Here is a 23,268-nt window from a genome sequence, read left to right as displayed (position 1 = left end):
GGCGGAACCCTAGCCCAACCATCTACCATGTCAACTTCGTGTGGATGGCGAAAAGGCTTACGGCGCAGGGCTTTCGAGTACGTGCGGGGCTCGTCCCGAACCGCTACCGGTCGCGCCAGCAGGCAGTCTTCGCGAGGCCGGTCCGCACCGTCCACGACGGACCGGAGAGTGCCGGGCGTCCCCGGCGAGACGATACTCACCTCGGTGGGGCCGGCGTCCGGCGCCGGCCCCACCGCTGTGGTTCAGCTACCGGTGCAGGTGGCGGTGGCGCCGCCGCCGGTCCCGGTGCCCTGGAATCCGAAGGTGGTGCTCTGTCCCGCACCCAGGCGTCCGTTGTAGCTCTGGTTGGACACGGTGACGGTGCCGCTGGTGCCGCTGGGCACGCCGTTCCAGAGTGAGCTGATCGCGGTGCCGCCCGGCAGGGCGAGCGTCACCCGCCAGCCGGTCAGCGCGGCGCTCCCGGCGGTCACCGTCACGTTGGCGACGAAGCCACCGTTCCACTGGTCCTGGACGGTGTAGACGGCGGTGCAGGAGGCCCCGCCCGGCGGCGGAGTGGTCGGCGGGGGCGTGGTCGGCGGCGGGGTCGTGGGCGGCGGGGTCGTGGGCGGGGGAGTGGTGGGCGGCGGGCCGTCCAGCGTCAGGTTCTTCTGCTGGACGCTCCACTGGCTGCGGCACAGACCGCAGTCCGGGCCGACGAAGTTGGCGCCGGCGCTGACGTCGCCCTTCAGGCGCCACTTGAGGTAGAGCACCGTGACCCGGCCGAACTCGCCGCCGTTGGGCTGGTCGTACGTGCCGCCGTGCCCGACGTTCAGGTTGCCCATGAAGGCGGGCAGCCCGGACGGCAGCTTGCCCCAGTCGTCCATGGCGTTCGGGTAGGCGATGTCGCTGGGCCCACCGACGAAGTACGCGATCGGCTTGGTGAGTCGCCGCAACTGGTAGTCGTCGGCGTCGTTGAGCAGGCCGCTGCTGAAGATGCCGGTGGTGGTGACGCGCGGGTCGTTGGAGACCGCGTACGCCTCCAGGCCACCGCAGGAGAACCCGGCCACGGCGATCTTCGTGGTGTCGATCCGGTTGTAGTACTTGCTGCCCGAGCGGGAGTTCTCCGCCACCGCCCAGTCGATCGACTGGGTGAGCATCTGGGAGTTCGTGGAGCCGGAGCCGTTCGGCGCGCCGTTGGCGATGGCGAGGAAGCCGTGCGAGGCGATCTCGCGCAGGAAGTTGCCCTGCGACAGCCCGTTGGCCGAGCACGCGCCGTTGCCCCAGACCAGGACGGGAAGGCGTTCGGACGGGAGCGTCTGGGGCCGGAAGATGGTGTGGTTGGGCAGGCTCGACGAGGTCTCGTAGTCGGCGGGGTAGGGGCCCGAGCCGCCGATCGCGGCGCCGGCCGGTGTCGCGCCGAGCGCCACGACCACGGTGGCGAGCGGGACGAGGGCAGCGGCCAGGCCCGCGTAGATCTTCGATCGTCTTCTCATGCGCCCTCCAGGGGACGTCGTGACGGCGCTCCCCGGATGGTGGTGGTGGCGGTGTGTCGGCCACGTCGGTGTGGCGCCGCCGCGATGCGTCCCCGCGGGGGGACCGGCGGGAGCTTTGCAGTTAATATCACCGCCGTAGCGGAATGTGTCAATACACGCTGGTCGATGTCTCCCGCCGGTCTCGCCGCCGCGGCCCTGACCGTCCCGCTGTTCGCCGCGCCCGCCGCCGCCGAGCCGGCGTCGATCCCGAACCCCGACACGGGTCTGGTCTTCTACTCCAGCAATCCGCTCGCCGTGGTCGCCCGGCAGGCCGCGCCGGACGGCTACGGCGCGGCGGCCGCCGAGTCGGCGTCGGCTTCCTTCGTATCGGCGCCGGCGGCCTCCGGGTGGGCGGCGTCGTGCGCGGCCATCTCATCCTGCCGGGCGGGCTCCTCGCGCAGGATCGCGGCGTGCAGCCACGCGTCGGGGATGGCGAAACCGTCCACGAGCGTGCGCATGAACGGTCGCAGCTCCTTGAGCAGCCCGTTCACCACGCCGGTGATCGCCTTCGAGCGGGCCGGGGTGAGCCGGCCGTGCTCCAGCAGCCAGCCCTTGTTGGCCTCGATGACGCTCAGCGCGTACAGGTCGCAGACCCGGGACAGCAGCTCCTTGACCGCCGGGTCGGCGGTGGCGTCGATGCCGGCGACGAACGCCTCCAGGGTCACCCGGTCGACGTGGGCGGCGGCGACGGCGAGGACGTGGTCCTGCACGTCGTTGAAGATGTCGAACGGGCGGTCCTTCTTGGTGGAGGCGCCGCCGCGCAGCCGGCGGACCGCGCTGTCGAGCAGGTGCTCCTCGCGGTCCTCGAACACCTTGAGCTGCCAGCCCCGGTCGGTGACGGCGACCTCCTCGTCGCGGCCGGGCACCGCGCCGACCAGCCGCGCGATCAGCGCCCGCGCGGCGGTGCGCTCCAGCACCATCTCGCGTACCTGCTCGGCGACGAACGACGCGCGCCCCCAGCCGTCGAGCGAGCCGAACTCGTCCCGGTAGCCGGTCAGCAGCCCCTTGGCGACCAGCTGCAGCAGCACCGTGTTGTCGCCCTCGAACGTGGTGAACACGTCGGTGTCGGCCTTGAGGCTGGGCAGCCGGTTCTCGGACAGGTAGCCGGCGCCGCCGCACGCCTCCCGGCAGGTCTGGATGGTGCGCGTCGCGTGCCAGGTCTGCGCCGCCTTCAGCCCGGCGGCCCGGGACTCCAGCTCCCGCTGCCGGTGCTCGTCGACCGGCCCGGCGCCGCCCTGGATCTCGTCGAGCGCGGCGACCAGCTCGGTCTGGGCGAAGTGCAGCGCGTACGTGGTGGCCAGCGCGGGCAGCAGCTTGCGCTGGTGGGCCAGGTAGTCGTTGAGCAGCACCTCACCGTCGCCGTCGGCGTCGGCGAACTGACGGCGGATGTCGCCGTAGCGCACCGCGATGGCGAGCGCCGCCTTGGTGGCCGCCGACGCGGCGCCGCCCACGCTGACCCGGCCCCGCACCAGCGTGCCGAGCATGGTGAAGAAGCGGCGGGAGTCGTTCTCGATCGGGCTGGAGTACGTGCCGTCCTCGGCCACCTGCGCGTACCGGTCCAGCAGCATGTCCCGGGGTACGCGTACGTGGTCGAAGCTGAGCCGCCCGTTGTCCACACCGAGCAGCCCGGCCTTGGGCCCGGCGTCGCCGATGGTCACCCCGGGCATCGGGTTGCCGTGCCCGTCGCGGATCGGCACCAGCCACGCGTGCACCCCGTGGCGGTGCCCGTCGATGATCAACTGGGCGAAGACCACAGCCATCCGCCCGTCTCGGGCCGCGTTGCCGATGTAGTCCTTGCGCGCCGCCTCGTGCGGCGTGTGCAGGTCGAAGGTCTGCGTCCGCGGGTCGTACACGCAGGTGGTGCGCAGCTGCTGCACGTCCGAGCCGTGGCCGGTCTCGGTCATCGCGAAGCAGCCGAAGATCCGGCCGGAGACGATGTCCCGGAGGTAGGCGTCGTGGTGCCGCTCGGTGCCGAGGGCGGCGACCGCGCCGCCGAACAGGCCCCACTGCACGCCGGCCTTCACCATGAGTGACAGGTCGACCTGCGCCAGCATCTCGGTGGCGACGATCGAGGCGCCGATGTCGGACCGGCCGCCGTACTCGGCGGGGAAGCCCGCGGCGATGCCCAGATCGACCGGGAGTTCGCCGAGCAGCCGGGTGATCCGCTCCCGCGCCTGGTCGCCGGTCTCCCCGTAGACCGGGAGAAACCGCTCGTCGAGGTGTTTGCGGTGAGCCTGGCGGACCTCGGCCCACGGTCCGTCGAGCGTCTCCTGAAGGCGGGCGATGTCGATGCGGCGGGACGCGTGATCGAGCATGGTCGCTCCTCGGGGCAGCGGGGCACGTGGGCGCACTCTCGGCCTGATCAACATTACCGGCGGTCACCATGGCCCGCTGGCGGAGCCCGTGGTGAGCCGTGCCACCCGGCTCGGCCACCCGAGACGCTGAGGTTAGGCTGTCCTCACTTCGATCCCTGGAGGCGTCCCCTCGTGTCCCCGCATCCCGCCGGCAGCGCCGTCACGGCCCGGTACGTGCTCCGTCAGGCGTTGCGCCGCCAGCGGCGACCGGTGCTGATCGGCGTGACGCTGCTCGGCCTGCACCAGGTCGCCGAGGCGCTCGTGCCGGTGGCGATCGGCGTCATCATCGACCGCGCCGTGGTGACCGGCGACCCGTGGGCGCTGGCGTACTCGGTCGCCGGCCTCGCGGCCCTGTTCGCCGTGCTCGCGTTCGCCTACCGCAACGGCGCCCGTCAGGCGTTCGCCGCCGTGGAGCGCGAGGCGCACCTGCTGCGGGTGGAGATCGCCGAGCGCGCGCTCGACCCGCGCGGGCACCGCTCCGGCCTGCGCGACGGTGAACTGCTCTCGGTCGCCGCCTCCGACGCCGAACTCGCCGCGTACGTGGTGCGGGTGGCCGGATTCGGCGTCGCCGCGGTGACCGCGTTGACCGTGGCGGCGACCGCCCTGCTGGTCATCGACATCCCCCTCGGGCTCGGCGTGCTCGTCGGCGTACCGGTGCTCGTGCTGGTGCTGCAACGGATGGCGCCGCTGCTGTCCCGCCGCAGCACCTCCCAGCAGGAGGCCCTCGCCGAGACCACCGCGCTCGCCGTCGACCTCGTGTCCGGCCTGCGGGTGCTGCGCGGCATCGGCGCCCAGCACCACGCCGCCGGCCGGTACGCCGCCGCCAGCCGCCACGCCCTCGCCGTGACGTTGCGCGCCGCCAACACCAAGGGGCTGCACCTCGGGCTCACCACCGCCGCCAACGGACTGTTCCTCGCGGCGGTCGCCGGTGTCGCCGGCTGGCTCGCCCTGCGCGGCCGGCTCACCATCGGCGAGCTGGTGACGGTGGTCGGCCTCGCGCAGTTCGTGGCCGAGCCGGTGCAGACCATGGGCTGGTGCGTGCAGCTGTTCGCGATGGCACGCGCCTCCGCCGCCCGGGTGGCGCGCGTGCTCGGCGCCGAGCCGCTCACCCGGCCCGGTGACGCCCCGGCCCCGGCGGACCCGGACGGGCCACGGCTGGCCCTCGACGACGTCGGGCACGCCGGACTGGACGGGGTGAACCTGCGCGTCGACCCCGGCGAACTGGTCGGTGTGCTCGCGTACGACCCGGCCGACGCCGAGGCGCTGGTGGCGCTGCTGTCCGGGCGAGTGCCACCGGACGCGCGCCGGGGCGCCGTACGTGTCGACGGCGTACCCGCCGACGAGCTGCACGTCGACGCGCTGCGCGGCACCGTGCTCGTCGAGCCGCACGACGTGACGCTCTTCGAGGGCACCGTGGCCGACAACCTCGCCGCCGGTGCCCCCGCCGACCAGGCGCGGCTGCACGCCGCCGTCCGCGCGGCCGCGGCCCAGGACGTGGTGGACGCGCACCCCGGCGGCCTGGACCACCGCATCGTCGAGCGCGGCGCGAACCTCTCCGGTGGGCAGCGCCAGCGGCTCGGGCTGGCCCGGGCGCTGCACGCCGACCCGCCCGTGCTGGTGCTGCACGACCCCACCACCGCCGTCGACGCGGCCACCGAGGCGCAGCTCGCCGACGGACTGGCGCAGGCGCGCCGGATCACGCCCCGGGGCACCCTGCTGATCACCAGCAGCCCGGCCCTGCTGCGGATCACCGACCGGGTGGTGGTGATCGCCGACGGCCGGGTGGCCGCCGAGGGACCGCACGAGCGCCTGCTCGCCTCCGACGCCCGCTACCGCGAGGAGACACTGCGGTGACAGCTGACCCGCATACCGCCGACCGGCCGCTGCTGCCGATCGCGTCCGCCCGGCAGACCTGGGCCACGCTCGGCGCCCAGTTCCGCGCCCGGCCCGGCCTCAGCGCCGCCGCGGCGACGGTGCTCGTCGCCGCCGCGGCGGGCGGCCTGGTCGCGCCCTTCGTGCTCGGCCGCCTGGTCGACGACGTCATCGCCGACGCCCCGGTCTCCCGGATCGCCGGCCGGGTGGCGGTGATCGCCGCCGCCGCCGTGCTCACCGGCCTGCTCACCGCACTCGGCGCCGCGCTGGCGTCCCGGCTCGGCGAGACGGTGCTGGCCCGGCTGCGCGAGCGCGTCCTCGACCGGGCGCTGCACCTGCCGTCCGCGACGCTGGAACGGGCCGGCACCGGTGACCTGCTGGCACGCGTCGGCGACGACGTGGCGGTGGTGACGAACGTGATCGCGGTGAGTGGCCCGTCGTTCGTCGGCGCGCTGCTGTCGGTCGTGCTCACCGTGTTCGGGCTGGTCGCGCTGGACTGGCGGCTCGGCCTCGCCGGGCTGGTCGCCGCGCCCGCGTACGCGCTGGCGCTGCGGTGGTACCTGCGGCGCTCGATGCCGTACTACGCCCGCGAGCGGGTCGCCACCGGTGAGCGGACGCAGGCGATGGCCGGTGCGCTGCGCGGCGCGGCGACGGTGCGCGCGTACCGGACCGAGGACGCGCACGTGGCAGCCATCGCCGAGCGGTCCGGCCTGGCCCGCGACCTGTCGCTGGACATCTTCAACCTGCACACCCGCTTCGGGCTGCGGATCAACAGGTCGGAGTTCCTCGGCCTGGCCGCGGTGCTCGTCGCCGGTTTCTTCCTGGTCCGCGACGACCTGGTCACCGTCGGCGCGGCGACCACCGCCGCGCTCTACTTCCACCGGCTGTTCAACCCGATCGGCCTGCTGCTGATGGAGTCCGACTCGGTGCTGCAGGCCGGCGCGAGCCTCGCCCGCCTGGTCGGCGTGGCGGAGCTGCCCGACACCGCGCCGCCCGCCGCGTCCGGCCCGGCCGCCCGGCCCGCCGGCACCCGCGGCCCGGCGGCGCTGGACGTCACCGTGCGCCGGCACCACTACGACGACGGGCCGCTGGTGCTGGCCGACGTCGAGCTGCGCCTGGCACCGGGGGAGCGGGTCGCGCTCGTCGGCGCCAGCGGCGCCGGCAAGAGCACGCTCGCCGGCATCGCCGCCGGGATCATCGCGCCCACCGACGGATCGGTACGCCTGGACGGCGCGCCGCTGACCGGGGCGGACGAGACCACCTCCCGGCGCGACGTGGCACTGGTCAGCCAGGAGGTGCACGTCTTCGCCGGCCCGCTCGCCGAGGACCTGCGCCTGGCCGCCCCGGACGCGACCGACGCCGAGCTGCTCGACGCGCTGGACCGGGTCGGCGCCACCACCTGGCTGCGTACCCTGCCGGAGGGCCTGGCCACACCGGTGGGCGAGGGCGGTCACCGCCTCACCGCCGCGCAGGCCCAGCAGGTCGCTCTGGCCCGGCTGGTGCTCACCGCGCCCGCCGTGGCCGTCCTGGACGAGGCGACCGCCGAGGCCGGCAGCGCCGGTGCCCGCGACCTCGACCGGGCGGCCCGCGCGGCCACGGAGGGACGGACCACGCTGATCGTGGCGCACCGGCTCAGCCAGGCGGTCGACGCGGACCGGATCGTGGTGCTCGACCACGGCCGCGTCGTGGAGCAGGGCACGCACGAGGAGCTGCTGGCCGCCGACGGCCGGTACGGCCACCTGTGGCGCTCCTGGCGCGTCCCGGTATGATCACCGACCGCTCCACGGCCCAGGCGAGGTGCCCATGACCGACCTGCCGACCCGCTTCGTGCTGTTCCCCGGGCGGCACCACCTGCTGACCCGGTTCCAGGCCGACTACCTGAGCCGGCTCGCGGGCGACGAGGCCACAGTGGTCTGGGCGGTGACGTCGGCCAACCACGAGAACACCAGGCGCAACCCGGTCGCGTACCACAGGCGGGAGGCCGCGATCGAGCGGTTCAGCGTGCTGACCGGGTTGCGCTCGCTGGCCGTGCCGATCTTCGACACCGCGTACACCGACGCGTTCGCCGAGGTCACGCTGAAGTCCATCGCGGTGGCCACCGGAATCGAACTCACGCCCGCGGACACCGTGGTGGCCTGCTCCACGCCGGAGGTCGCCAAGCTGTACGAGCGGCTCGGCTTCGCGATCGCGCAGGTCGAAGCCGACCCGGACCTGCCCGGGACGCCCGAGCGGCCGTGGGACGTGCTGCTGCGCCTGGCCGCGGGCGACGACACCTGGCGGTCGCTCACCCACCCGGCGACGATCGACGTGTTCGAGCGCTACCGCCTGGTCGAGGCGATCCGGTCGGTGGTCAACGACCCGCTGGTCGGAGACGAGGGCGGCCTCACCGTGACCCGCGACTACCGGACCTACGTCGAGGCGTTCGCCTCGGCCGCGCACCGCAAGTGGGACTCGGTGCGCCGGTACGTGCAGCCCGGGCGCATCGTGGACATCGGCTGCGGCGCGGGCGCGGTCCTGGAACTGGCCGACCGGGAGCCCGCGCTGCGGGAGAGCGACCTGATCGGGGTGGAGGTGGCCCGCCACCTCTACCAGGAGTGCCTGCACAAGAAGGCGCAGGGCGTGTTCCGCAACGCCAACGTCTACTTCTTCCACCGCAACGTCCTCGGCGGCGCGGTGTTCAAGGACCGGTCGGTGGACACCACGCTCACCTTCGCGCTGACCCACGAGATCTGGTCGTACGGGCGGCAGCGGTCCTCGCTGCTCCAGTTCGCCCGCCGCATCCACGACCACACGGTGCCCGGCGGCGTCTGGATCAACAGCGACGTGTGCGGACCGGACGAACCGGACCGGCAGGTGATCCTGCGGCTGTCCACCGACGACGGGGACAACTCGGCCGCGCCCCGCCGGGATCTCGCCGACCTGACCTCGGCCGAGGTCCGGCGGTACGTCTCGGGCCTGTCGACGCGGGCGCGGCTGGACCAGTTCGCCGTGGACTTCGCGTTCGGCGTCGCGTACGAGCCGCTCGCCGACGGCGCGGTACGCATCGGCCTGGGCGCGGCGATGGACTACCTGACCCGCAAGGACTACACGGACAACTGGCTGTCGGAGACGAAGGAGCAGTTCTGCGGGCTGAGCTTCGCCGACTGGACGGTCCTGCTGGCCGAGGTGGGCTTCGAGATCGGCCCCGCGTCGGCGCCGGTCCGCAACGACTGGGTGATCGACAACCGGATCGCACCCGTCGCGTCCCTGACCGACCTGGACGGCCGGCCGCTGGACTGGCCGACCACTCACGTCCTCACCGTCGCCCACCGCCCGCGCAACGCCTGACCTGTGGGCGCCCACCGGACCGGCGGGCGCCCACGGGGTGCGGCTCAGTGGCTCAGCGCGATCCGTACCGCCAGGACGATCAGGATCAGCCCGGTCAGCCGTTCGATCACCAGCAGCACCGACGGCCGGGTCAGCCAGGGCTGCAACCGGTCGATGAGCAGGATGTAACAGGCCCACCAGAGCACGGCCAGGCCGATGAACGTGGCGGCCAGCACCGCCGTGCGGGCCGCCGCACCGTCGCCCGCCTTCACGAACTGCGGCACGAACGAGACGTAGAAGACGACCACCTTGACGTTCAGCAGCTGGCTGGTGACGCCCATGACGAAGGAGCGCCGCGCCACGTGCGGCTCGTCGGCGGCCACCGTCTCCGGCGCGGCGGCCGGGCCGGTGTCCGCGTCCGGCCCGGAGCCGCCCGCCCCCACCGGAACGGGCTGCGCGGCCGGGGCCGTCGCCCGTCGCGGCCGGGTGGCCCAGAGGATGGTGCCGCCCAGGTAGAGCAGGTACAGCGCACCGGCGACGCGCAGCACCGTATAGAGCGTCGGTGAGGACACCAGCAGGGCGGACAGGCCGGCCGTGGCGAGCGAGGCGTGCACCAGGGCGGCGGCGAACAGCCCGGCCAGCACCACGAATCCGGCCCGCCGCCCGTACCGCACGGTCTGCCGGGTGACCAGGGCGAAGTCGACGCCCGGCACGATGATGATGAGCAGACTCGCCGCGACGAAGCTGACGATCTGGATGTCAGACACGCTGCTCCTCCCGCGCCTCGACGTGGGCCGGGGCGGCCTCCTCGATGACCGAGACGCCGCTGTCGCGGCGTGGCCCGTGCCGGCGCCACTGCTCGCGCAGCCGGATCCGGCCGTCCGGCAGCCGCTCGGGCCGCGACTCGCACTCGCCGACCACGATGCTGCCGTCGGTGAGCACCTCCACGTACGCGAAACGCACCACGCCCTGCGCGTCGCAGGTGCCGGCGAGCCGGCCGTGCCGGACCGGGCCGCCGGAGATCTCCGCCCAGACCAGGTCGCCGCGCTGGTGGTAGTGCCCCCGCAGCGGATCGGCGTCACGGGCGTGGTCGACGGAGACGAAGATCCGGTCGTCGTAGTCGAATGACGTCATCGCGCTCACGCCCATCGGGTGCTCAGGTAGTCGTCGCGGAACCGGCAGACCGTGCGGCCGGCGATCGAGTTGAGGATCATCGCGCTGCGGATCGGCAGGATGCTCAGGTTGGAGTCGACGAGCCCCTGGACGTACCGCCCCCGGTTCAGCACGAAGATCTTGTGGTCGTCGGCGTGCTTCCAGCGGATCGAGTAGTCCGACTCGATGACCGGCTCACCGCGCTCGTCCAGGTCGATCAGCGCGGTCAGCTCCGGATCGAAGGGCAGCGGCGCCTGCCGGCGTCCCGCCGCGACGATCACGTTCACCGCCCGGTGCCGTTCCTCGCCGCTGCCGGCGGTCAGGCACTCCAGCTCGACCTCCCCGTCGAGCTGCCGGGCGCCGGTCACGGTACGGCTCGGCATGATCGTGACCGGGAACCGGCCGGTACGCAGCCGCTCCTCGTAGTTGTGCTGGTAGATGCCGCGCAACGTGCCCGGGGAGATCCCGTCGCTGGTCAGGATCTGACCGGAGACGAGCCGTTCCCGCACGTCCCGGGAGAGGGTGAGGAACGCCTCCTGGTAGGCGGGCCGGTACAGGTCGTTGGCCGACGGGGAGTCCTCCAGCGGGGCGAACCACGACCGCCGCCCGATCCATTTGATGTCGCGGCATCCGCGGGCGAGCAGCGCAGCGACGCACTCCGCGCTGGTCTGGCCGCTGCCGATCACGATCCACGGCAGGTCTGGCTCGTCCGGCACCGTCGCGAGGCGCTGGTGCAGTTCATCGGCGACGAACAGGTGGCGCGGGTCGAGCGCGTCCAGGAACTCCGGTACGAAGGCGACGGTCCCGCTGCCGAGCACCAGGTGCCGGGAGCGGGCGACCTCCGCACCGCCGCTGCGGCTGACCAGCGCGCCGTCGAACTCGACCCGGTCGACGCGGGTGCCGTACGTGATGCGCGGCAGCTGACCCGCCGCCCACACCAGGTACTGCTGGTACTCGATCCGGGGGATGGTGTCGAACCCGGCGCCGAGCAGGGCGTACACCCGCCCGGTGGTGACCAGGTAGTTGAGGAACGACAGCGGGTGGGTCGGGTCGTAGAGCGAGACCAGGTCCTTGACCCAGCCGGTCTGCATGCGGACGCCGCTGTGCAGCATCCCGTCGTGCCAGCCCGGCCGGTCGCGGGCCTCGAACAGCGCGATGTCGTGCGGCGCGAGGGTGTCGTACATCGCCGCGAGGCTCAGGTTCGCCGGCCCGGCGCCGATTCCCACTGTGTGAAAGGTCTGCGTCATGAGTCTGCCTCTGTCTGGCCGTGGGGGACAGGGATCGCGGTTCGGGTGTTCAGCAGGGCGGTGGCGGCGAGCCGGCTGGCGGCCAGGACCGTCTTGGCGGCACCGCCGCTGCCGCCGGTGAAGGTGTGCACGGCACCGGTCACGTGGCGCAGCGCCAGGCCGGCGGGTTCGCTGTAGCAGTCGGCGGCGCTCACCGGCGACCCGGCCGGCCGCGGGTCGAGCCCGGGCAGCCGCCGCGCCGCCACGGTCAGGACCCTTGCCGCCAGTGCGGCGTCCGGTTCCGGGGCCGGCGGGTCGACGTCCCACCTGTTGCTGGGCAGCCCGAGGAGGAGGCGTCCCGGACCAGCCGGCCGGCCGTAGAGGCCGCTCGACTCGTCCACGAAGCACGGCAGGTCGTCGCGCCCGGTGGCGTAGCGGGCGTACTGGATGTGCTTGGTCCGCAGCGTGGCCGGCATCCCGGCGGCGCGCAGCAGGCGCGGGGTCCAGGCCCCGGCGGCCACGACGACGAGGTCGCCGGTGAGCCGGCGGCCGTCGACCAGCTCGACCACCCCGTCGCCGAGGCGGGCCACCGGTGTCGGCTCGGTCCGGCCCAGGCCACGCAGGACGGTCCGGCGCAGCCGATCCGGCTCCAGGTAGCCGGCCCGGCCCTCCCAGATCCCCACCGTGCCGTCCGGGAGCCCGGCGAAACCGAACCGGCGGGCGACCTCGTCCCCGGTCAGCGTCTCGGCGCCGTCCACGCCGGCCGCCGACGCGGCGTCGAGGAGGTAGAGCGAGCCGGTCCGCCGCCACCCGGCTGCGGTCGCGAGGGACGAGTCGGCCAGCAGTTCGGCGAGGCTCGCGGCGGCGAGGGCCCGGGCGGCCGGGTCGGGCTCGAAGGCCCGCACCAGCCCGCCGGAGGCGGCCGTCGCGTCGGCGGGCCGCCCGTGCGGACCGCCGTCGTGCGGACCGATCAGGACCGCGTCGGCGCCCGCGTCCCGCAGCCGCCGGGCGAGCAGGACGCCGCTGATGCCCGCGCCGACGACGAGCACGCGCGGCTCACCCATCAAAGCCCGCCGGTTCCGCGCCGCCGACGACGCCGAGCAGCCGGGCCGCCCGCTGCGGCGCACCGGGGTACGCGGCCAGCGCCGCCCGCACCGCGGTGGCCGGGTCGAAGTGCTCCGGCCGCAGCGCCTGCTCGCCGCGCGTCAGCTCGGTGTCGGCCAGGACGCCGTCCAGGCCGGGGACGGCGCCGGCCAGTGTCGCGGCGTACCGGGCGGCGAACGCCTCGTACGCCTCCGGCCGGAAGTCCGACTCGTAGCTGTCCGGCCGGTCCCAGCTCAGGAACGCCCGGACCACCGCCGGGTCCTCGGTGGACAGGAACTCGTGCGCCCAGATCGCGTGCTCGCGGCTGGTGGAGAACTTGGCGCCGGTGAGGCGGTAGAACTCGTTGACCACCAGGCCGGTCGGCCGGTCGGGCAGCCCGGCGGCCAGGTGCACCGCCGGGATGAGCAGCGCGTAGTAGAACGCGTTGTCGAGCCCGAGGAAGATCCACTGCTCGTCCACGTCCCGCCACGCGTCCAGGTACCCGGCCAGCGTGTCCGCGTCCGGCCGCAGGTGGCGGGCGGGCAGCACCAGGTTGGCCAGCGCCATCTCGGCCCAGACGTCGATGCGCAGGCCGTCGTCCCACGCGATGCCCCAGTCCGTCGGGTACGCCAGCGGCACCTCCGGCAGCCCGCCGTCGAGGTACGACGCGACGAGACGCCGCAGCCGGGGCGGCAGCACCGCGCGGGACCAGAATTCGGCGAGTCGTTCCCGGTGGTCGTCGAGCCGGAGCACCGGGACCGTGTGCGTGACCGGCTCGGGTGCCGCGTCGCAGCAGGTCGACCGCGCGTCGACGAGGTTCGCGGCGGTGCAGAAGCCACCGCACCCCTCGCAGGTGCCGCCGTTCGCGCCCGCGCCGCAGACCGGGCAGCGCCCGCTGACCCGGACGTGGTGCAGGGTCCGCCCGCAGGCCGCGCAGGCGCCCAGCGACACCGGGGCGACCTCCACCACCTTCGCCTCGACCAGTTCGGTGAGCAGGCCGGCCACCGCCCGGCGGTAGCCCTCGTCGGCCAGCGGGTCGGCCATGACGTCGTACCGGATGCGGGCGGCGCGCAGCGCGGCGTGGATCGACGACCCGTATCGGGCGACGGTGTCCGCGGGGGTCTCGCCCAGCGCCTGCGCCCGGGCGAGCACGTAGTTCTGGTGCGCGTCCAGCCCGCACTGGGTCACCACCGGCCGGCCGGCGGCGCGCAGCGCGCGGGCCGCGATGTCCCCGGCGACGTACGGACCGCTGAGGTGCCCGAGGTGCAGCGGCCCGTTCGGCGTCGGTGGCGGCGTCACCACCAGCACCACGCCGGAGGCGGCGTCAGTCACGGCCGGCTCCGTCGTCCACGCGGGGCTGCGCCGCCTCGTCGGGCCGGGGCATCCAGTAGATGCTGAGGATGGTGAGCGGCTGCTCCGGCGAGGGGTTGTGGATGACGTGCCGTTGCTCGGGTTCGAGCAGGATCACCCCGCCGGTCGGCACCTCGACCTTCTCGCCGCCCGCCTCGTAGATGGCCGTGCCGCGGGTCACCACGGCGAACTCGACCTCGGGGTGGATGTCCTCGCTGCTGCTGCCACCGGGCGGGATCACGCACCACATGGCGTCGAACGGCAACGGGCCGAGATCGCGGTACTGGGTCCAGCGGCCGATCCGGATGCCGTACTCGTCGGTGAGTTCGGCGGTGTCGCTGACGTACCTTCGCATGTTCGTCCTCCTGGTCGGCGCGCTGCCCTCCGGGCCCACGCCGGACGGTTCTGAGGTTTGCGGAGAGTGACCGGAAGTGCTGCTTCTGCGACGCTGCACCGATGCCGGGAACGGCCCGTCTCGTCGACCGTCGATTCGACTCCGGTCGATAGCGTCGGACCCACTGTGGACTTAACCTCGCTTGGCCAACAGGAGCTTCACCGGCAGATCACCGGCAATGTCGCTGCTGACTGCCCGCTCAGCGGTCGCGGCGTCGGTGGTCCACGGTCACGAATCCACCAGAACCGGTACGGAGACGACGCTGTGATCGGCTACATGGATACGCTGGGTCATGAAATCGCTACCGCGCGGCGGCTGGCCAACCTCACCCAGGAGGAGCTGGCCGCCCGCACCGGGCTGAGCGTCCGGAGCATCCGCAACCTGGAGTCGTCGCGGGTGACACGTCCGCGGCCCGCGACCGTCCGGCTGCTCCGCGAGGTCCTCGGCCTGCCCACCCACCCGGCGCCGTCGGCCCGGATCCGGCCCATGCAACTGCCGCTGGAGGTTCCCGGCTTCACCGGCCGTTCGACACAACTGCGGCAACTCGACCGGCTGCTCGACGGCGGGCCGAGGCGGATGTCGAACGTGGTGGTGTGCGTCCTGTCCGGCCGGTCCGGGATCGGCAAGACGGCGCTGGCGCTGCGCTGGGCGCACCGGTCGGCCGCCCGGTTCGCCGACGGGGTGCTGCACGTCCAGCTCGGTGGCAGCGACCCGGGCGGCCCGGCGGTGGCGCCGGCGGAGGCACTCGGCGGTCTCATCGAGGCGCTCGACGTACCCGGTGGGGTCCCGTGCGGCCCGGCGGCGCGCACCGGGCTCTACCGCAGCGCGCTGGCCGGGCGCCGGATGCTCATCGTGCTCGACGACGCCCGCGACGCCGACCAGGTGCGGCCGCTGCTCCCCGGCGTACCCGGCTGCATGGTGGTGGTGACCAGCCGGAAACGCCTCACCGGTCTGGTCGTCGGCGAGGCCGCGTGCCCGGTCGTGGTCGACGAGCTGGCCGCCGGCGAGGCGTGGGACCTGCTGGCGGCCCGCCTCGGCGAGCGTCGCCTCACGGCCGAACGCGGGGCGGTACGGGAGATCATCGCGCACTGCGCGGGCGTGCCCCGGGCGCTGGCGGTGGTGGCCGCCCGCGCGGCGGTCCAGCCCCGGCTGCCGCTGGCGGAGGTGGCCCGTCAACTGCGGTAGGGGACCGGCGGATCGGGGCGGTCGCGTGGCGGCGCGGCCGCCCCGGCGGTCAGGCGCGGTCGGCGCGGGTGCCGGCGCGCGCGGCGACGTGTGCGGCGCCGTCGCCTCCGGCGGCAGCGCCGGGTCGGTGAGCGGCTGTTCCCAGCGCGCGACCAGCGGAAGCTCGCCGGCCCAGAGCCCGAGGGCGGCGTCCGGGCTGTCGCCGTCGTCCGGCGGGCCGCTGCGCGTCTTCACCGACGCCTCGGCCAGCGGCAGCGCCAGCAGCGCGGTGGCCGCCAGTTCCCGCCGGTTCGGCCGGCGGGCGTGGTCCCACTGGCCGGGGGCGACGTGCTCGGTGAGCAGCCGCAGGCCGTGCAGCTTCTCGTCGGCGTCGGTCACCCACCGGGGCCGGCCGTAGATCATCGCGCTGCGGTAGTTGATCCCGTGCTCGAACACCGAGCGCGCCAGGACCAGGCCGTCCACCACTGTGACTGTCACGCAGACCTCGGTGTCGGTGGTGAGGCTCCGGCTGGCCACCGAGCCGTGCAGGTAGAGGTGCCGGTCGTCGAAGCCGTAGACGGTCGGCACCACCATCGGAGCGTCGTCGACGAGCACGCCGAGGTGGCAGACGAAGGCGGCCCGGAGCACGTCGAACAGGGCGGCGCGGTCGCGGCGCCCCTTCTCCTTCATCCGGCGCAGGGTGGTGCGCGGTGTCGCGGACAACCGCCCGTCGGTATCGGTCATGACTGATCTCCTGTCGGCCCCGCCGTTTCTACCGGCTCCGGCCGCGGTCCTCAAGGGCCGTGGGGTCAGCCGAGCAGCGTCCGCAGCGCCTCGGCCAGGCCGGAACCGGCGGTGACCGGGCGGGCGAAGGACAACCGGGTGTCGGCGTGACCGTCCGGCCGCTCCGTGCGCAGCACGATGCCCTCGGCGTCGAGCGCGACCGGGACGATCCGCGTCGCACCGGCGGCGTCGACGAGCGCGCCGAGCCGGTCGAGGACGTCGCGGTGGCACCGCGTCAGGTGCGCGAGGTGGGCCGCCTCGTCGACGGCGATCGGATCCGGGCGGGCGGCACGGTACGCGCCGAGGTCCATCGCGACGGGATCGGCGGCCCGGTCGAGGACGACCTCGTCCGGCGCGATCGCCCACAGCGCCACCGGGGGCAGGTCGAGCAGCGACATCACGGTGGCCGGGTCGCAGGAGTCGAGGGCGGCCGGGTCGAACCGGCGGGCGGTGCCGAGGATCCGCAGCCGGGCGCGCACCCGGGAGCGCACGGCGACCGGGGCGAGGTGAGTCACGTCGAGGCGTACCGCGCCGGTGTGGCCGCGCGCGGCCACCAGCAGGCCGCCGGTGCGGCTCATCGCGTCGACAGCGAGGACGACCGTGCCGTCGGGGAGGACGGCGTGGGCGGAGAGGAGGTCGGCGGTGCTGTCGCCGAGTGTCAGCCGCAGCGAGGAGGCAGCGCTCAGCACGCACCGGGCGGCGACGGCGTCGCGGGGTGTGGAGGTGACCGCCGACGGCCCGGCGGCGACCGGGGTGACACCGGCCGACGGGGCCGGGCGCCCGGCGGGGTGCAACGCCATGTCTGTCTCCTCGGCCGGGAAGGGGTGAAGTCGGCCCAGGTCAGACGGTAGTAGGTAAGGCTTACCTGTGCAACGGCGGGTGGGGTGCCGAAGACGCGGTACGGGTCACGACGGTGACCGTCGTGACCCGTACGGGCGTGCTGTCCGATTTGTCAGGCGGGCTGGTAGGTGAGGCAGTCGCTGACCGTGGCGCCCGGGCCCACCGTGATCGACTCGGCGGTGCAGGCGAGGTTGGTGTTGTAGACGCACTCGGCCCGCGCGCACGCGCCAACCGCGCCGGTGACCTCCTTCATCCCGCCGCTGAGCGACGACTCGACGAACGTCGCGCAGGAGGCCGCGTCGGCGGTCGCCGCCACGGTGATCGCGGGAGCGTGACAGCCGCTGTCGTTGAAGCTGCACGCGGTGGCGGCGCATTCACGTACCGGCGGAGACTGCAACAGGGTCTTCATGGTGCCTCCAAGTCATGCGGGCCGGCGGACGGAAAGGCCGGCCTCGTGGTGCTCGAATGCCATCTCGTATTTGCCGTGCGGCCCGGTGCTCAAACCCGTCGGCCGCCAGTGAGGATCATGCTCACCTTAACAACGGAATGCGCGGTAGGCAGCCGTACGGTGCCGTTTCCGCGCCGAATTCCTTTGGACGAAGATAAGGCTAACCTTTGTTAGGTGAGTCTTTCTTGACTCGCCGCCACGGCGGGTGCCGGCGCGCGTCAGCCACCCGTCAGACCCGGATTGAACTGCTCGGACGCCGCTGTCGCTCCGCTCGCGGTCGGTGCGCCGGTGACGGAGTGAGCGAGCGCGTGACGACGGCGATTCCGCCCACGGCCGGCGCCATTCGGGTCGCCGCCGGAATGAGCCCGGGAAATCAACGCAACGGCCGGGACTCGGGCCGGCCCGGTGGTCGGAATGCGAATCCGGTGGCCGGAGGCGCAGGCTCCGCATTCGCGATGTCCTCCGGGCGGGGGTCCCCCGTCGGCGTGGTCGTGGCACCCTGAGCGGATTGCGGGCCCGGCGGACGCGGGGCGGGACGGGTGGAGACGGCGTGATCGAGGGGTGGCACGGCTGGTTCGGCACGATCAACGGGGTCGTGCTGCTCACGGTGGCCGCGTTGCCGGCGGCCGCGCTCGTGGTGTGGGTCCTGGCCCGGCGGCGCGGCGGCACGCGGCCGGCGTGGCGGCGGTCGCTGGCCGAGGTGGGCATCGTCTACGGGACCGTGCCGTGGGTCTGGCTGATCATGCTGCCGGGGGACGGCGCCGGCGTGGTCCCCGGCCGGGTGAGCCTGGTGCCGCTGCGGGACCTGCTCACCGTCCTCGCGGGCGGGCCGCTGACGGTGACGGTCCAGATCGTCGGCAACCTGCTGGTGTTCGCGGCGCTCGGGTTCCTCGCCCCGCTGCGGTTCGCGGCGCTGGCGTCGGTGCCGCGGATCCTGGCGCTGGCGGCCGGCTGCTCGGCCGTGGTCGAGGTGGCGCAGTACGTCCTGCGGCTGGACCGGGTGTCCTCCGTCGACGACGTCCTGCTCAACACCGCCGGCGCCGGGCTGGCCGCGCTGGCGTCGCGCCGCTGGTGGCGCGAGCCGGCCGAGGTGCAACCGGCCGCGACCGGTCCCGGGGCCGGCCCGCTGAGCGGGGCGCGGCCCGGGTAGCCGGGACGCACGATGGGCCGGGACGCACGATGGGCCGGGACGCACGATGGGCCGGGACGCACGATGGGCCGGACCTGCCGGCCCGGCCCATCGCGTGCGTCAGGTCGACGCGATCAGTATCCGCTCAGGAGATCTTCTTCGCCAGAGCGGTGGTGGCGCCGCCGTGCTCGTACGAGACGAGCAGCGAGGTGCCGGCCGGGAGCGACCCGCTCAGCGGCAGGACGAGCGTGCCGTCCTTCCGCAGGCTGGCCTGGGTCTGCGCCACGACCTGGTTGCCGTCCCAGAGGAAGGCCCGGGCGGTGCCGGCCTTCTTCACCTGGAGCTGGACGGACACCTTGCTCGCGTTGCGGGTGACCTTCTTGATCTTCACGGTGTTGTCCGCCAGCTTGGCGTAACCACCCGGTGCGACCCCGTCCGACACGGACTGCAGCAGGGTCTGCGGCGAGTCCACGCTCAGCGCCGCGGTGTCGGGCATGATCGGAGCCTTCGGCGCCGACGGCTTCGCCGGCAGGTCCGGCAGCAGCGCGTTGCCCCAGCGCCACGGGTCGGCCCGTACGCCGCTCCAGGTCGACCAGCCGACCCGGGTCTGCGAGCTGAGGTCCTGCGTGTCCGAGTCGTTGACCAGGATGTTCAGGCCCATCCGGCTCGGGTCGATGGTGTCCGGCAGCACGCTGAACGGAATCTTGACCTCGATCCGGTACCCGGTGTACGGGTTGCTGGTCACCACGGAGGCGATCTCCACACCCGGCGCGGTCTCCGGGCCGCCTTGGTGGTTGTCCCGCTCCCGGGCGAAGCACGGCGGGTTCCCGTTGGCCGGGTCGTTCGTGGCCGGGAAGAGCGCCATGTTGAACACCGTGGACGTGTTCGCCGAGTTGCCGCGCGGGTCGATGCCGAACTCGATGTTGTCGTTGCGCCGCGGACGCTTGCAGTCCTCCGGCGGCAGGACGGTGCCGAGCACGTCATCGGTGATGTTGAAGATGGCGTACAGGGCGTCGTCGGTGTGGGTGAGCTGGGCGGTGCCGGAGATGTCCGACGCCGGGGCGGCGGTGCCCTCCCAGCGGGTGGAGATGTCGATGACCTCGCCGGTGTACTCGTGGTCGTGACCGTGACCGTCCACCGTCGGCGCGGTGGCGGCCTTCGGGATCGTGGTGGTCGGCACCAGGTTGAACGCGCCCGGCTCGTTCGCGCTGCCACCGGTGTAGCTGGTCTCGATCTGCACCCGGTAGGCGCCGTTGTCCGGGGCCCGGTTGGCCGTCGGCAGCGACGTGTCGGTGTTGGTGACGGTGAACGTCACCGAGGTGGTGGCGCCCGGCTGGAGCCCGCTGTACGGCACCTGCTGCTCGGCCACCGAGAAGCCGGCGGGGACGTTCAGCTTGACCGCGCCGGACTCGACCCGGGTGCCGTGGTTGGTCAGGTTGACCTTGACACTGCGGGTGCCGCCACTGGAGATGTTCAGCAGGGACTCGATGAGCGCGTCGAGCTGCTGGGTCTTGTTGCGTACGGTCCAGGCGCGGAAGTCGGCGATCTCCTCCAGCGGCTCCAGGGTGCCGCGCACCGGAGCGGTGCCCTGCACGCGGGCGCTGCTGGTGCCGCTGCCGTCCTTCTTGCTGGTCAGCGTGGCGTCGAGCTTGAAGCGGGTGCCCACCTCGACCTGCGCGGGCGGGGTGACCGTGAAGGTCTTCACGACCTCCTTGCCCGGCGTGAGCGTGCCGACGTTGCCGTTACCGGTCACCGTCCAGCCGGCCGGGACGTCCAGGGTGACCTTGGCGCCCGGGATGGCCTTCTCGGCGTAGAGGACGGTGTCCACCTTGATGGGCTGGCCGCCGACGGCCTCCCAGGTGCGCGGACGCACGTGGACCTCGGTGCCCAGCGGCAGGCCGCCCGGGGCACGCAGGGTGGCGCCCTGCAGCGCGCCGGTGCCGGCGCCCACGTTCGGGTCCGGGTACGGGGTGCGGGTGTCGATCAGCGTCAGCCGGTTGCAGCCGATGGCGTCCGGGTTGGTCGTCGGGAAGGAGCTGTTGCCCCAGCCCTGCGACACGTACTCCCGGCGGGCCCAGGTCTGGACCGTGTTCCACCGGTTGCCGTCGTGGCGCGCCGACTCGTAGCCCTGCCAGGTGCCGAAGATGACGTTGCTGGCCTCGGCCGGCGTGAACGTGGTCTCGCAGGCGGGGCCGTTGGTGCCGGTGGTGCCGCTGCCACCGGTCTGGAAGATGCGGGAGACCCGCCAGGGCTCGAGCCCTTCCTTCTTGATCTGCTCCGGGAACGCCTTCGGGTCGGCCGCCGCGTAGAAGGCCTCCACGGCCAGCATGGCCGCCTTCTGGTGGTTGCCGTGGTTGCCCTGGGTTGCCGAGGGGTTCATCGTGAGGATGACCTCGGGCTTGGTGGTCCGCAGGACCCGCACGATCCGGGACAGCGTCTCCTGGTGGCCCCAGACCTCCTCGGTCAGGGGAGCGCTGGCGGTGTACCAGAAGTCCAGCGCGTCCAGGTTGTAGATGTGCTCGATGCCGGCCCAGCCGACGGCCTTGCGCTCCTCGGCCTCCCGCAGGATGCCGAGTTCCGGGCCCTCCTCGAGACCGGTGGCGTTGCCACCGCCCTCGCCGCGGGTGGTGGTGATGACGCCGGCCTTCATGCCGTGATACTCGTTCCAGTATCCGAGCATGCCGAGCTGGCCGGCCTCGTCGTCCGGGTGGGCGCCGATGAACATGATGTCCAGGTCGACCGGCTTGTCGGACTTCTTGGCCTGGGGCTTCGGTGCTGCTTGCTGGGGGTTGGCCTGGGCCGGAGTGGCCAGGCCCAACGACAGCAGACCGCACATGGCGATCGCTGCGCTGGTGCGCCATCTCATGGGCATACCTCTTCGTCTCGAAGCGAGAGTGCTGCGGCTGGGGACGGTCGGCCCGGCACGGGCCGGCTGACACGTGGCTCGTGCCGGGCCGTGATGCAGACAGCTGTCCACTGAGGACCGTCAGATCCTCGTGGGTCGTGGTGCTCGACAACGGGATGGTGGTGCTCGCGCACCGTCACGGGGGTGAGCGGTTCGCACGGTGGTGACGTCGGTCTACCGGAAGGCCTTCGGGCCGTAACCTAGGGATCTTGCGGAGGCGTCGTCAATAGGCTCGGACGACTTTCTTCCTTATCCGAATAAACAATCGCCCCTGCTCAGCGCGATCACGGGGAGGTCGACAGTGACCTGTGGACAGTCTATGTCCCGGTTTGGGACCCCGATGTGAACCACAGGGCTCGTTTTTGCCTGCCATGTCGGGCTGGCCCCGGCCCGCCCCGCTTGTCGGCCGCGGAACTTTCCCTGGTCGGCGGACCGAGATCATCTCGTTACTTGACGGCAGAATTTTTTCTCACTAGGAAGAAAGTGTGTCTGACAAAGCCCCGACCAGCCCGGTCAGCCGTGAGCGGTCCCGTGAGATCAAGCGTCTCTCGGTGATCTTGGCCGCCCGGCAGGCCCGGCGGCTGTCCCGCGTGGACCTGGCCGAGATGACCGGCCTCTCGGCGGCCACGGTGACCGCGCTCGTGCGGGAACTCGTCGCCGAGGGCTACCTCATCGAACGTGGCCCCGGTGCGCCCACCACCGGCCGGCCCCGGGAGATGCTCGAGTTCAACCCCCGCGCCGAGCTCGTCGCGGCGGTGTCGCTGGAGCCGCCCCGGATCAGCTGCGAGATCGCCGACAGCGAGGGCGCGGTCATCGCGCACCGCGTCGCGCGGCTCGGCGCGAACGTGGTGGACACCGTCTGCGAGTTCGTCCTCGACCTGGTCGGCGACAACCTGCCCTCGCTGCGCGGCGTCGCGATCGCGGTGCCCGGCGTGTCCAGCAACGGCGCGGTACGCCTCGCGCCGTCGGTCGGACTGGTCGAGGCGTGGCCGATCGGCGAATCCGTGCAGCGGCGGCTCGGCGTACCGGTGGTCGTCGACAACGACGTCAACCTCATGGCTGCCGGCGAGTGCGTCGCCGGCGCCGGCGCGGACGTGGCGAACCTGCTGCTCATCCACGTGGCCGACGGCATCGGCGCGGGTCTCGTGCTCGACGGCAAGGTCCGCCGCGGTGCCAGCGGCGCCGCGGGCGAGGTCGGCTTCCTGCCGCTGGGCGGCACCGCCGAGCGCCGCTACAGCGGCGTCGGCGAGTTCGAGGCCCGGTGGTCGGTCAACGCCGTCGCGGAGCGGGTCGTCGCGCTCAACCCGGGCCGCCGGCCCGAGTCGCCGGTACGGGAGCTGAGCCGGCTCGCCGCGACGTCGGAGCCCGCCCGCGCCTACCTCGACGAGGTCCTCGGCGCCTGGGCCGGGCTCATCCTCTCCTGCGCCTGCGTGGTCGACCCGGGGCTGGTGCTGCTCAGCGGCGCCGCCGCGGAACTCGACGACGCGGCCCTCGACCAGCTCCAGAATCTCGTCTCCGCGCGGACCCCGGCACCCACCGAGGTGCGCCGGGCCACCCTCGGCGACCAGGCCGTGCTGCACGGAGCGATCAGCTACGCGCTCTCGGCCGCGGTGCCCCGACCCTCGCTTCCCTGACCGAAACCGCCCCCGACGCCCCCGACCCCGACACCCCACCCGCACCCACCACCCACCTCACCGACGCCGTCGCGGCGACCGCGTCCGTACCCACGGACGGCCGGTCGCGGCGCGATG

General features: G+C 73.3%; 17 protein-coding genes and 1 pseudogene. 6 read left to right on the top strand and 12 right to left on the bottom strand.

Going from position 1 to position 23,268, the window contains the following annotated elements:
- Positions 1 to 242 precede the first annotated feature (242 nt).
- Together ACQP26_RS18615 and ACQP26_RS18610 are read right to left on the bottom strand one after the other, a co-directional pair.
- On the bottom strand, positions 243 to 1,472 hold the full coding sequence (locus ACQP26_RS18615; protein WP_433493503.1) for a cellulose binding domain-containing protein: 1,230 nt from the start codon (positions 1,470 to 1,472) through the stop codon (positions 243 to 245).
- Between the two features lie 323 nt (positions 1,473 to 1,795).
- Complete coding sequence (locus tag ACQP26_RS18610; protein ID WP_269705442.1) at positions 1,796 to 3,826, bottom strand: acyl-CoA dehydrogenase family protein; 2,031 nt, start codon at positions 3,824 to 3,826, stop codon at positions 1,796 to 1,798.
- Between the two features lie 171 nt (positions 3,827 to 3,997).
- Between ACQP26_RS18610 and ACQP26_RS18605 the strand changes: the two genes are divergently transcribed.
- The 3 genes from ACQP26_RS18605 to ACQP26_RS18595 are packed head-to-tail and all read left to right on the top strand — an operon-like array spanning position 3,998 to position 9,064.
- Positions 3,998 to 5,719 (top strand): ABC transporter transmembrane domain-containing protein, encoded by a 1,722-nt coding sequence (locus ACQP26_RS18605; protein ID WP_433493502.1) that lies wholly within the window; start codon positions 3,998 to 4,000, stop codon positions 5,717 to 5,719.
- Complete coding sequence (locus ACQP26_RS18600; RefSeq protein ID WP_433493501.1) at positions 5,716 to 7,506, top strand: ABC transporter ATP-binding protein; 1,791 nt, start codon at positions 5,716 to 5,718, stop codon at positions 7,504 to 7,506. Before ACQP26_RS18605 ends, ACQP26_RS18600 begins: the two co-directional genes overlap by 4 nt.
- Before the next feature lie 34 nt (positions 7,507 to 7,540).
- Entirely contained in the window at positions 7,541 to 9,064 is a 1,524-nt protein-coding gene (locus tag ACQP26_RS18595) for a class I SAM-dependent methyltransferase (protein ID WP_433493500.1), read from the top strand.
- Between the two features lie 44 nt (positions 9,065 to 9,108).
- On the opposite strand, the gene ACQP26_RS18590 is transcribed toward ACQP26_RS18595, so the two are convergent.
- From ACQP26_RS18590 to ACQP26_RS18565, 6 genes are read right to left on the bottom strand one after another with little or no spacing between them, the layout of a single operon-like run.
- Positions 9,109 to 9,810 carry a LysE family translocator gene (locus tag ACQP26_RS18590; RefSeq protein WP_433493499.1) on the bottom strand — a complete coding sequence of 234 codons (702 nt, stop codon included), beginning with the start codon at positions 9,808 to 9,810 and terminating at the stop codon, positions 9,109 to 9,111.
- The gene (locus ACQP26_RS18585; RefSeq protein WP_269705448.1) at positions 9,803 to 10,177 is read right to left on the bottom strand and encodes a hypothetical protein; all 375 of its coding nucleotides are present in this window, start codon (positions 10,175 to 10,177) and stop codon (positions 9,803 to 9,805) included. The genes ACQP26_RS18590 and ACQP26_RS18585 overlap by 8 nt, the downstream gene beginning before the upstream one ends.
- 5 nt (positions 10,178 to 10,182) lie before the next feature.
- A complete protein-coding gene (locus ACQP26_RS18580; protein WP_269705449.1) occupies positions 10,183 to 11,442 on the bottom strand; it encodes a lysine N(6)-hydroxylase/L-ornithine N(5)-oxygenase family protein in 1,260 nt (419 codons plus the stop codon).
- Complete coding sequence (locus ACQP26_RS18575; protein ID WP_269705450.1) at positions 11,439 to 12,485, bottom strand: NAD(P)/FAD-dependent oxidoreductase; 1,047 nt, start codon at positions 12,483 to 12,485, stop codon at positions 11,439 to 11,441. The genes ACQP26_RS18580 and ACQP26_RS18575 overlap by 4 nt, the downstream gene beginning before the upstream one ends.
- Entirely contained in the window at positions 12,478 to 13,836 is a 1,359-nt protein-coding gene (locus ACQP26_RS18570) for a class I tRNA ligase family protein (RefSeq protein ID WP_433493498.1), read from the bottom strand. Before ACQP26_RS18570 ends, ACQP26_RS18575 begins: the two co-directional genes overlap by 8 nt.
- Entirely contained in the window at positions 13,829 to 14,209 is a 381-nt protein-coding gene (locus tag ACQP26_RS18565; protein WP_433493497.1) for a cupin domain-containing protein, read from the bottom strand. The genes ACQP26_RS18570 and ACQP26_RS18565 overlap by 8 nt, the downstream gene beginning before the upstream one ends.
- A gap of 315 nt (positions 14,210 to 14,524) precedes the next feature.
- Here ACQP26_RS18565 and ACQP26_RS18560 point away from each other — a divergent pair, with 315 nt between their 5' ends.
- Positions 14,525 to 15,433: an NB-ARC domain-containing protein gene (locus ACQP26_RS18560; RefSeq protein ID WP_281577499.1), complete on the top strand. Its 909-nt coding sequence runs from the start codon at positions 14,525 to 14,527 to the stop codon at positions 15,431 to 15,433.
- Between the two features lie 49 nt (positions 15,434 to 15,482).
- On the opposite strand, the pseudogene ACQP26_RS18555 reads toward ACQP26_RS18560, so the two are convergent.
- The 3 genes and pseudogenes from ACQP26_RS18555 to ACQP26_RS18545 all read right to left on the bottom strand — a co-directional run bounded on the left by ACQP26_RS18555 (position 15,483) and on the right by ACQP26_RS18545 (position 17,444).
- Positions 15,483 to 16,156, bottom strand: a pseudogene (locus tag ACQP26_RS18555) (pyridoxamine 5'-phosphate oxidase family protein).
- 65 nt (positions 16,157 to 16,221) lie between these two features.
- Positions 16,222 to 16,995, bottom strand: coding sequence for a DUF2470 domain-containing protein (locus tag ACQP26_RS18550; RefSeq protein ID WP_433493496.1), 774 nt, complete (start codon positions 16,993 to 16,995; stop codon positions 16,222 to 16,224).
- A gap of 152 nt (positions 16,996 to 17,147) precedes the next feature.
- Positions 17,148 to 17,444 carry a DUF1540 domain-containing protein gene (locus ACQP26_RS18545; protein WP_091416833.1) on the bottom strand — a complete coding sequence of 99 codons (297 nt, stop codon included), beginning with the start codon at positions 17,442 to 17,444 and terminating at the stop codon, positions 17,148 to 17,150.
- Positions 17,445 to 18,033: 589 nt separating this feature from the next.
- Between ACQP26_RS18545 and ACQP26_RS18540 the strand changes: the two genes are divergently transcribed.
- Complete coding sequence (locus ACQP26_RS18540) at positions 18,034 to 18,633, top strand: VanZ family protein (RefSeq protein ID WP_433493495.1); 600 nt, start codon at positions 18,034 to 18,036, stop codon at positions 18,631 to 18,633.
- A gap of 124 nt (positions 18,634 to 18,757) precedes the next feature.
- On the opposite strand, the gene ACQP26_RS18535 is transcribed toward ACQP26_RS18540, so the two are convergent.
- Positions 18,758 to 21,478: a sugar-binding protein gene (locus ACQP26_RS18535; protein WP_433493494.1), complete on the bottom strand. Its 2,721-nt coding sequence runs from the start codon at positions 21,476 to 21,478 to the stop codon at positions 18,758 to 18,760.
- Between the two features lie 524 nt (positions 21,479 to 22,002).
- Here ACQP26_RS18535 and ACQP26_RS18530 point away from each other — a divergent pair.
- Positions 22,003 to 23,151: an ROK family transcriptional regulator gene (locus tag ACQP26_RS18530; RefSeq protein ID WP_281577504.1), complete on the top strand. Its 1,149-nt coding sequence runs from the start codon at positions 22,003 to 22,005 to the stop codon at positions 23,149 to 23,151.
- Positions 23,152 to 23,268 lie beyond the last annotated feature (117 nt).

Source organism: Micromonospora sp. CA-248089, from assembly GCF_050948515.1.
Lineage (GTDB): Bacteria > Actinomycetota > Actinomycetes > Mycobacteriales > Micromonosporaceae > Micromonospora.
This window is presented reverse-complemented; position numbering and strand designations above follow the sequence as displayed.

Coding starts and splice junctions, on each gene's coding strand:
- ACQP26_RS18545 (WP_091416833.1), bottom strand. CDS start 17,444: ATGAAGACCCTGTTGCAGTCTCCGCCGGTACGTGAATGCGCCGCCACC.
- ACQP26_RS18585 (WP_269705448.1), bottom strand. CDS start 10,177: ATGACGTCATTCGACTACGACGACCGGATCTTCGTCTCCGTCGACCAC.
- ACQP26_RS18595 (WP_433493500.1), top strand. CDS start 7,541: ATGACCGACCTGCCGACCCGCTTCGTGCTGTTCCCCGGGCGGCACCAC.
- ACQP26_RS18615 (WP_433493503.1), bottom strand. CDS start 1,472: ATGAGAAGACGATCGAAGATCTACGCGGGCCTGGCCGCTGCCCTCGTC.
- ACQP26_RS18565 (WP_433493497.1), bottom strand. CDS start 14,209: ATGCGAAGGTACGTCAGCGACACCGCCGAACTCACCGACGAGTACGGC.
- ACQP26_RS18575 (WP_269705450.1), bottom strand. CDS start 12,485: ATGGGTGAGCCGCGCGTGCTCGTCGTCGGCGCGGGCATCAGCGGCGTC.
- ACQP26_RS18535 (WP_433493494.1), bottom strand. CDS start 21,478: ATGAGATGGCGCACCAGCGCAGCGATCGCCATGTGCGGTCTGCTGTCG.
- ACQP26_RS18550 (WP_433493496.1), bottom strand. CDS start 16,995: ATGGCGTTGCACCCCGCCGGGCGCCCGGCCCCGTCGGCCGGTGTCACC.
- ACQP26_RS18580 (WP_269705449.1), bottom strand. CDS start 11,442: ATGACGCAGACCTTTCACACAGTGGGAATCGGCGCCGGGCCGGCGAAC.
- ACQP26_RS18610 (WP_269705442.1), bottom strand. CDS start 3,826: ATGCTCGATCACGCGTCCCGCCGCATCGACATCGCCCGCCTTCAGGAG.
- ACQP26_RS18560 (WP_281577499.1), top strand. CDS start 14,525: ATGGATACGCTGGGTCATGAAATCGCTACCGCGCGGCGGCTGGCCAAC.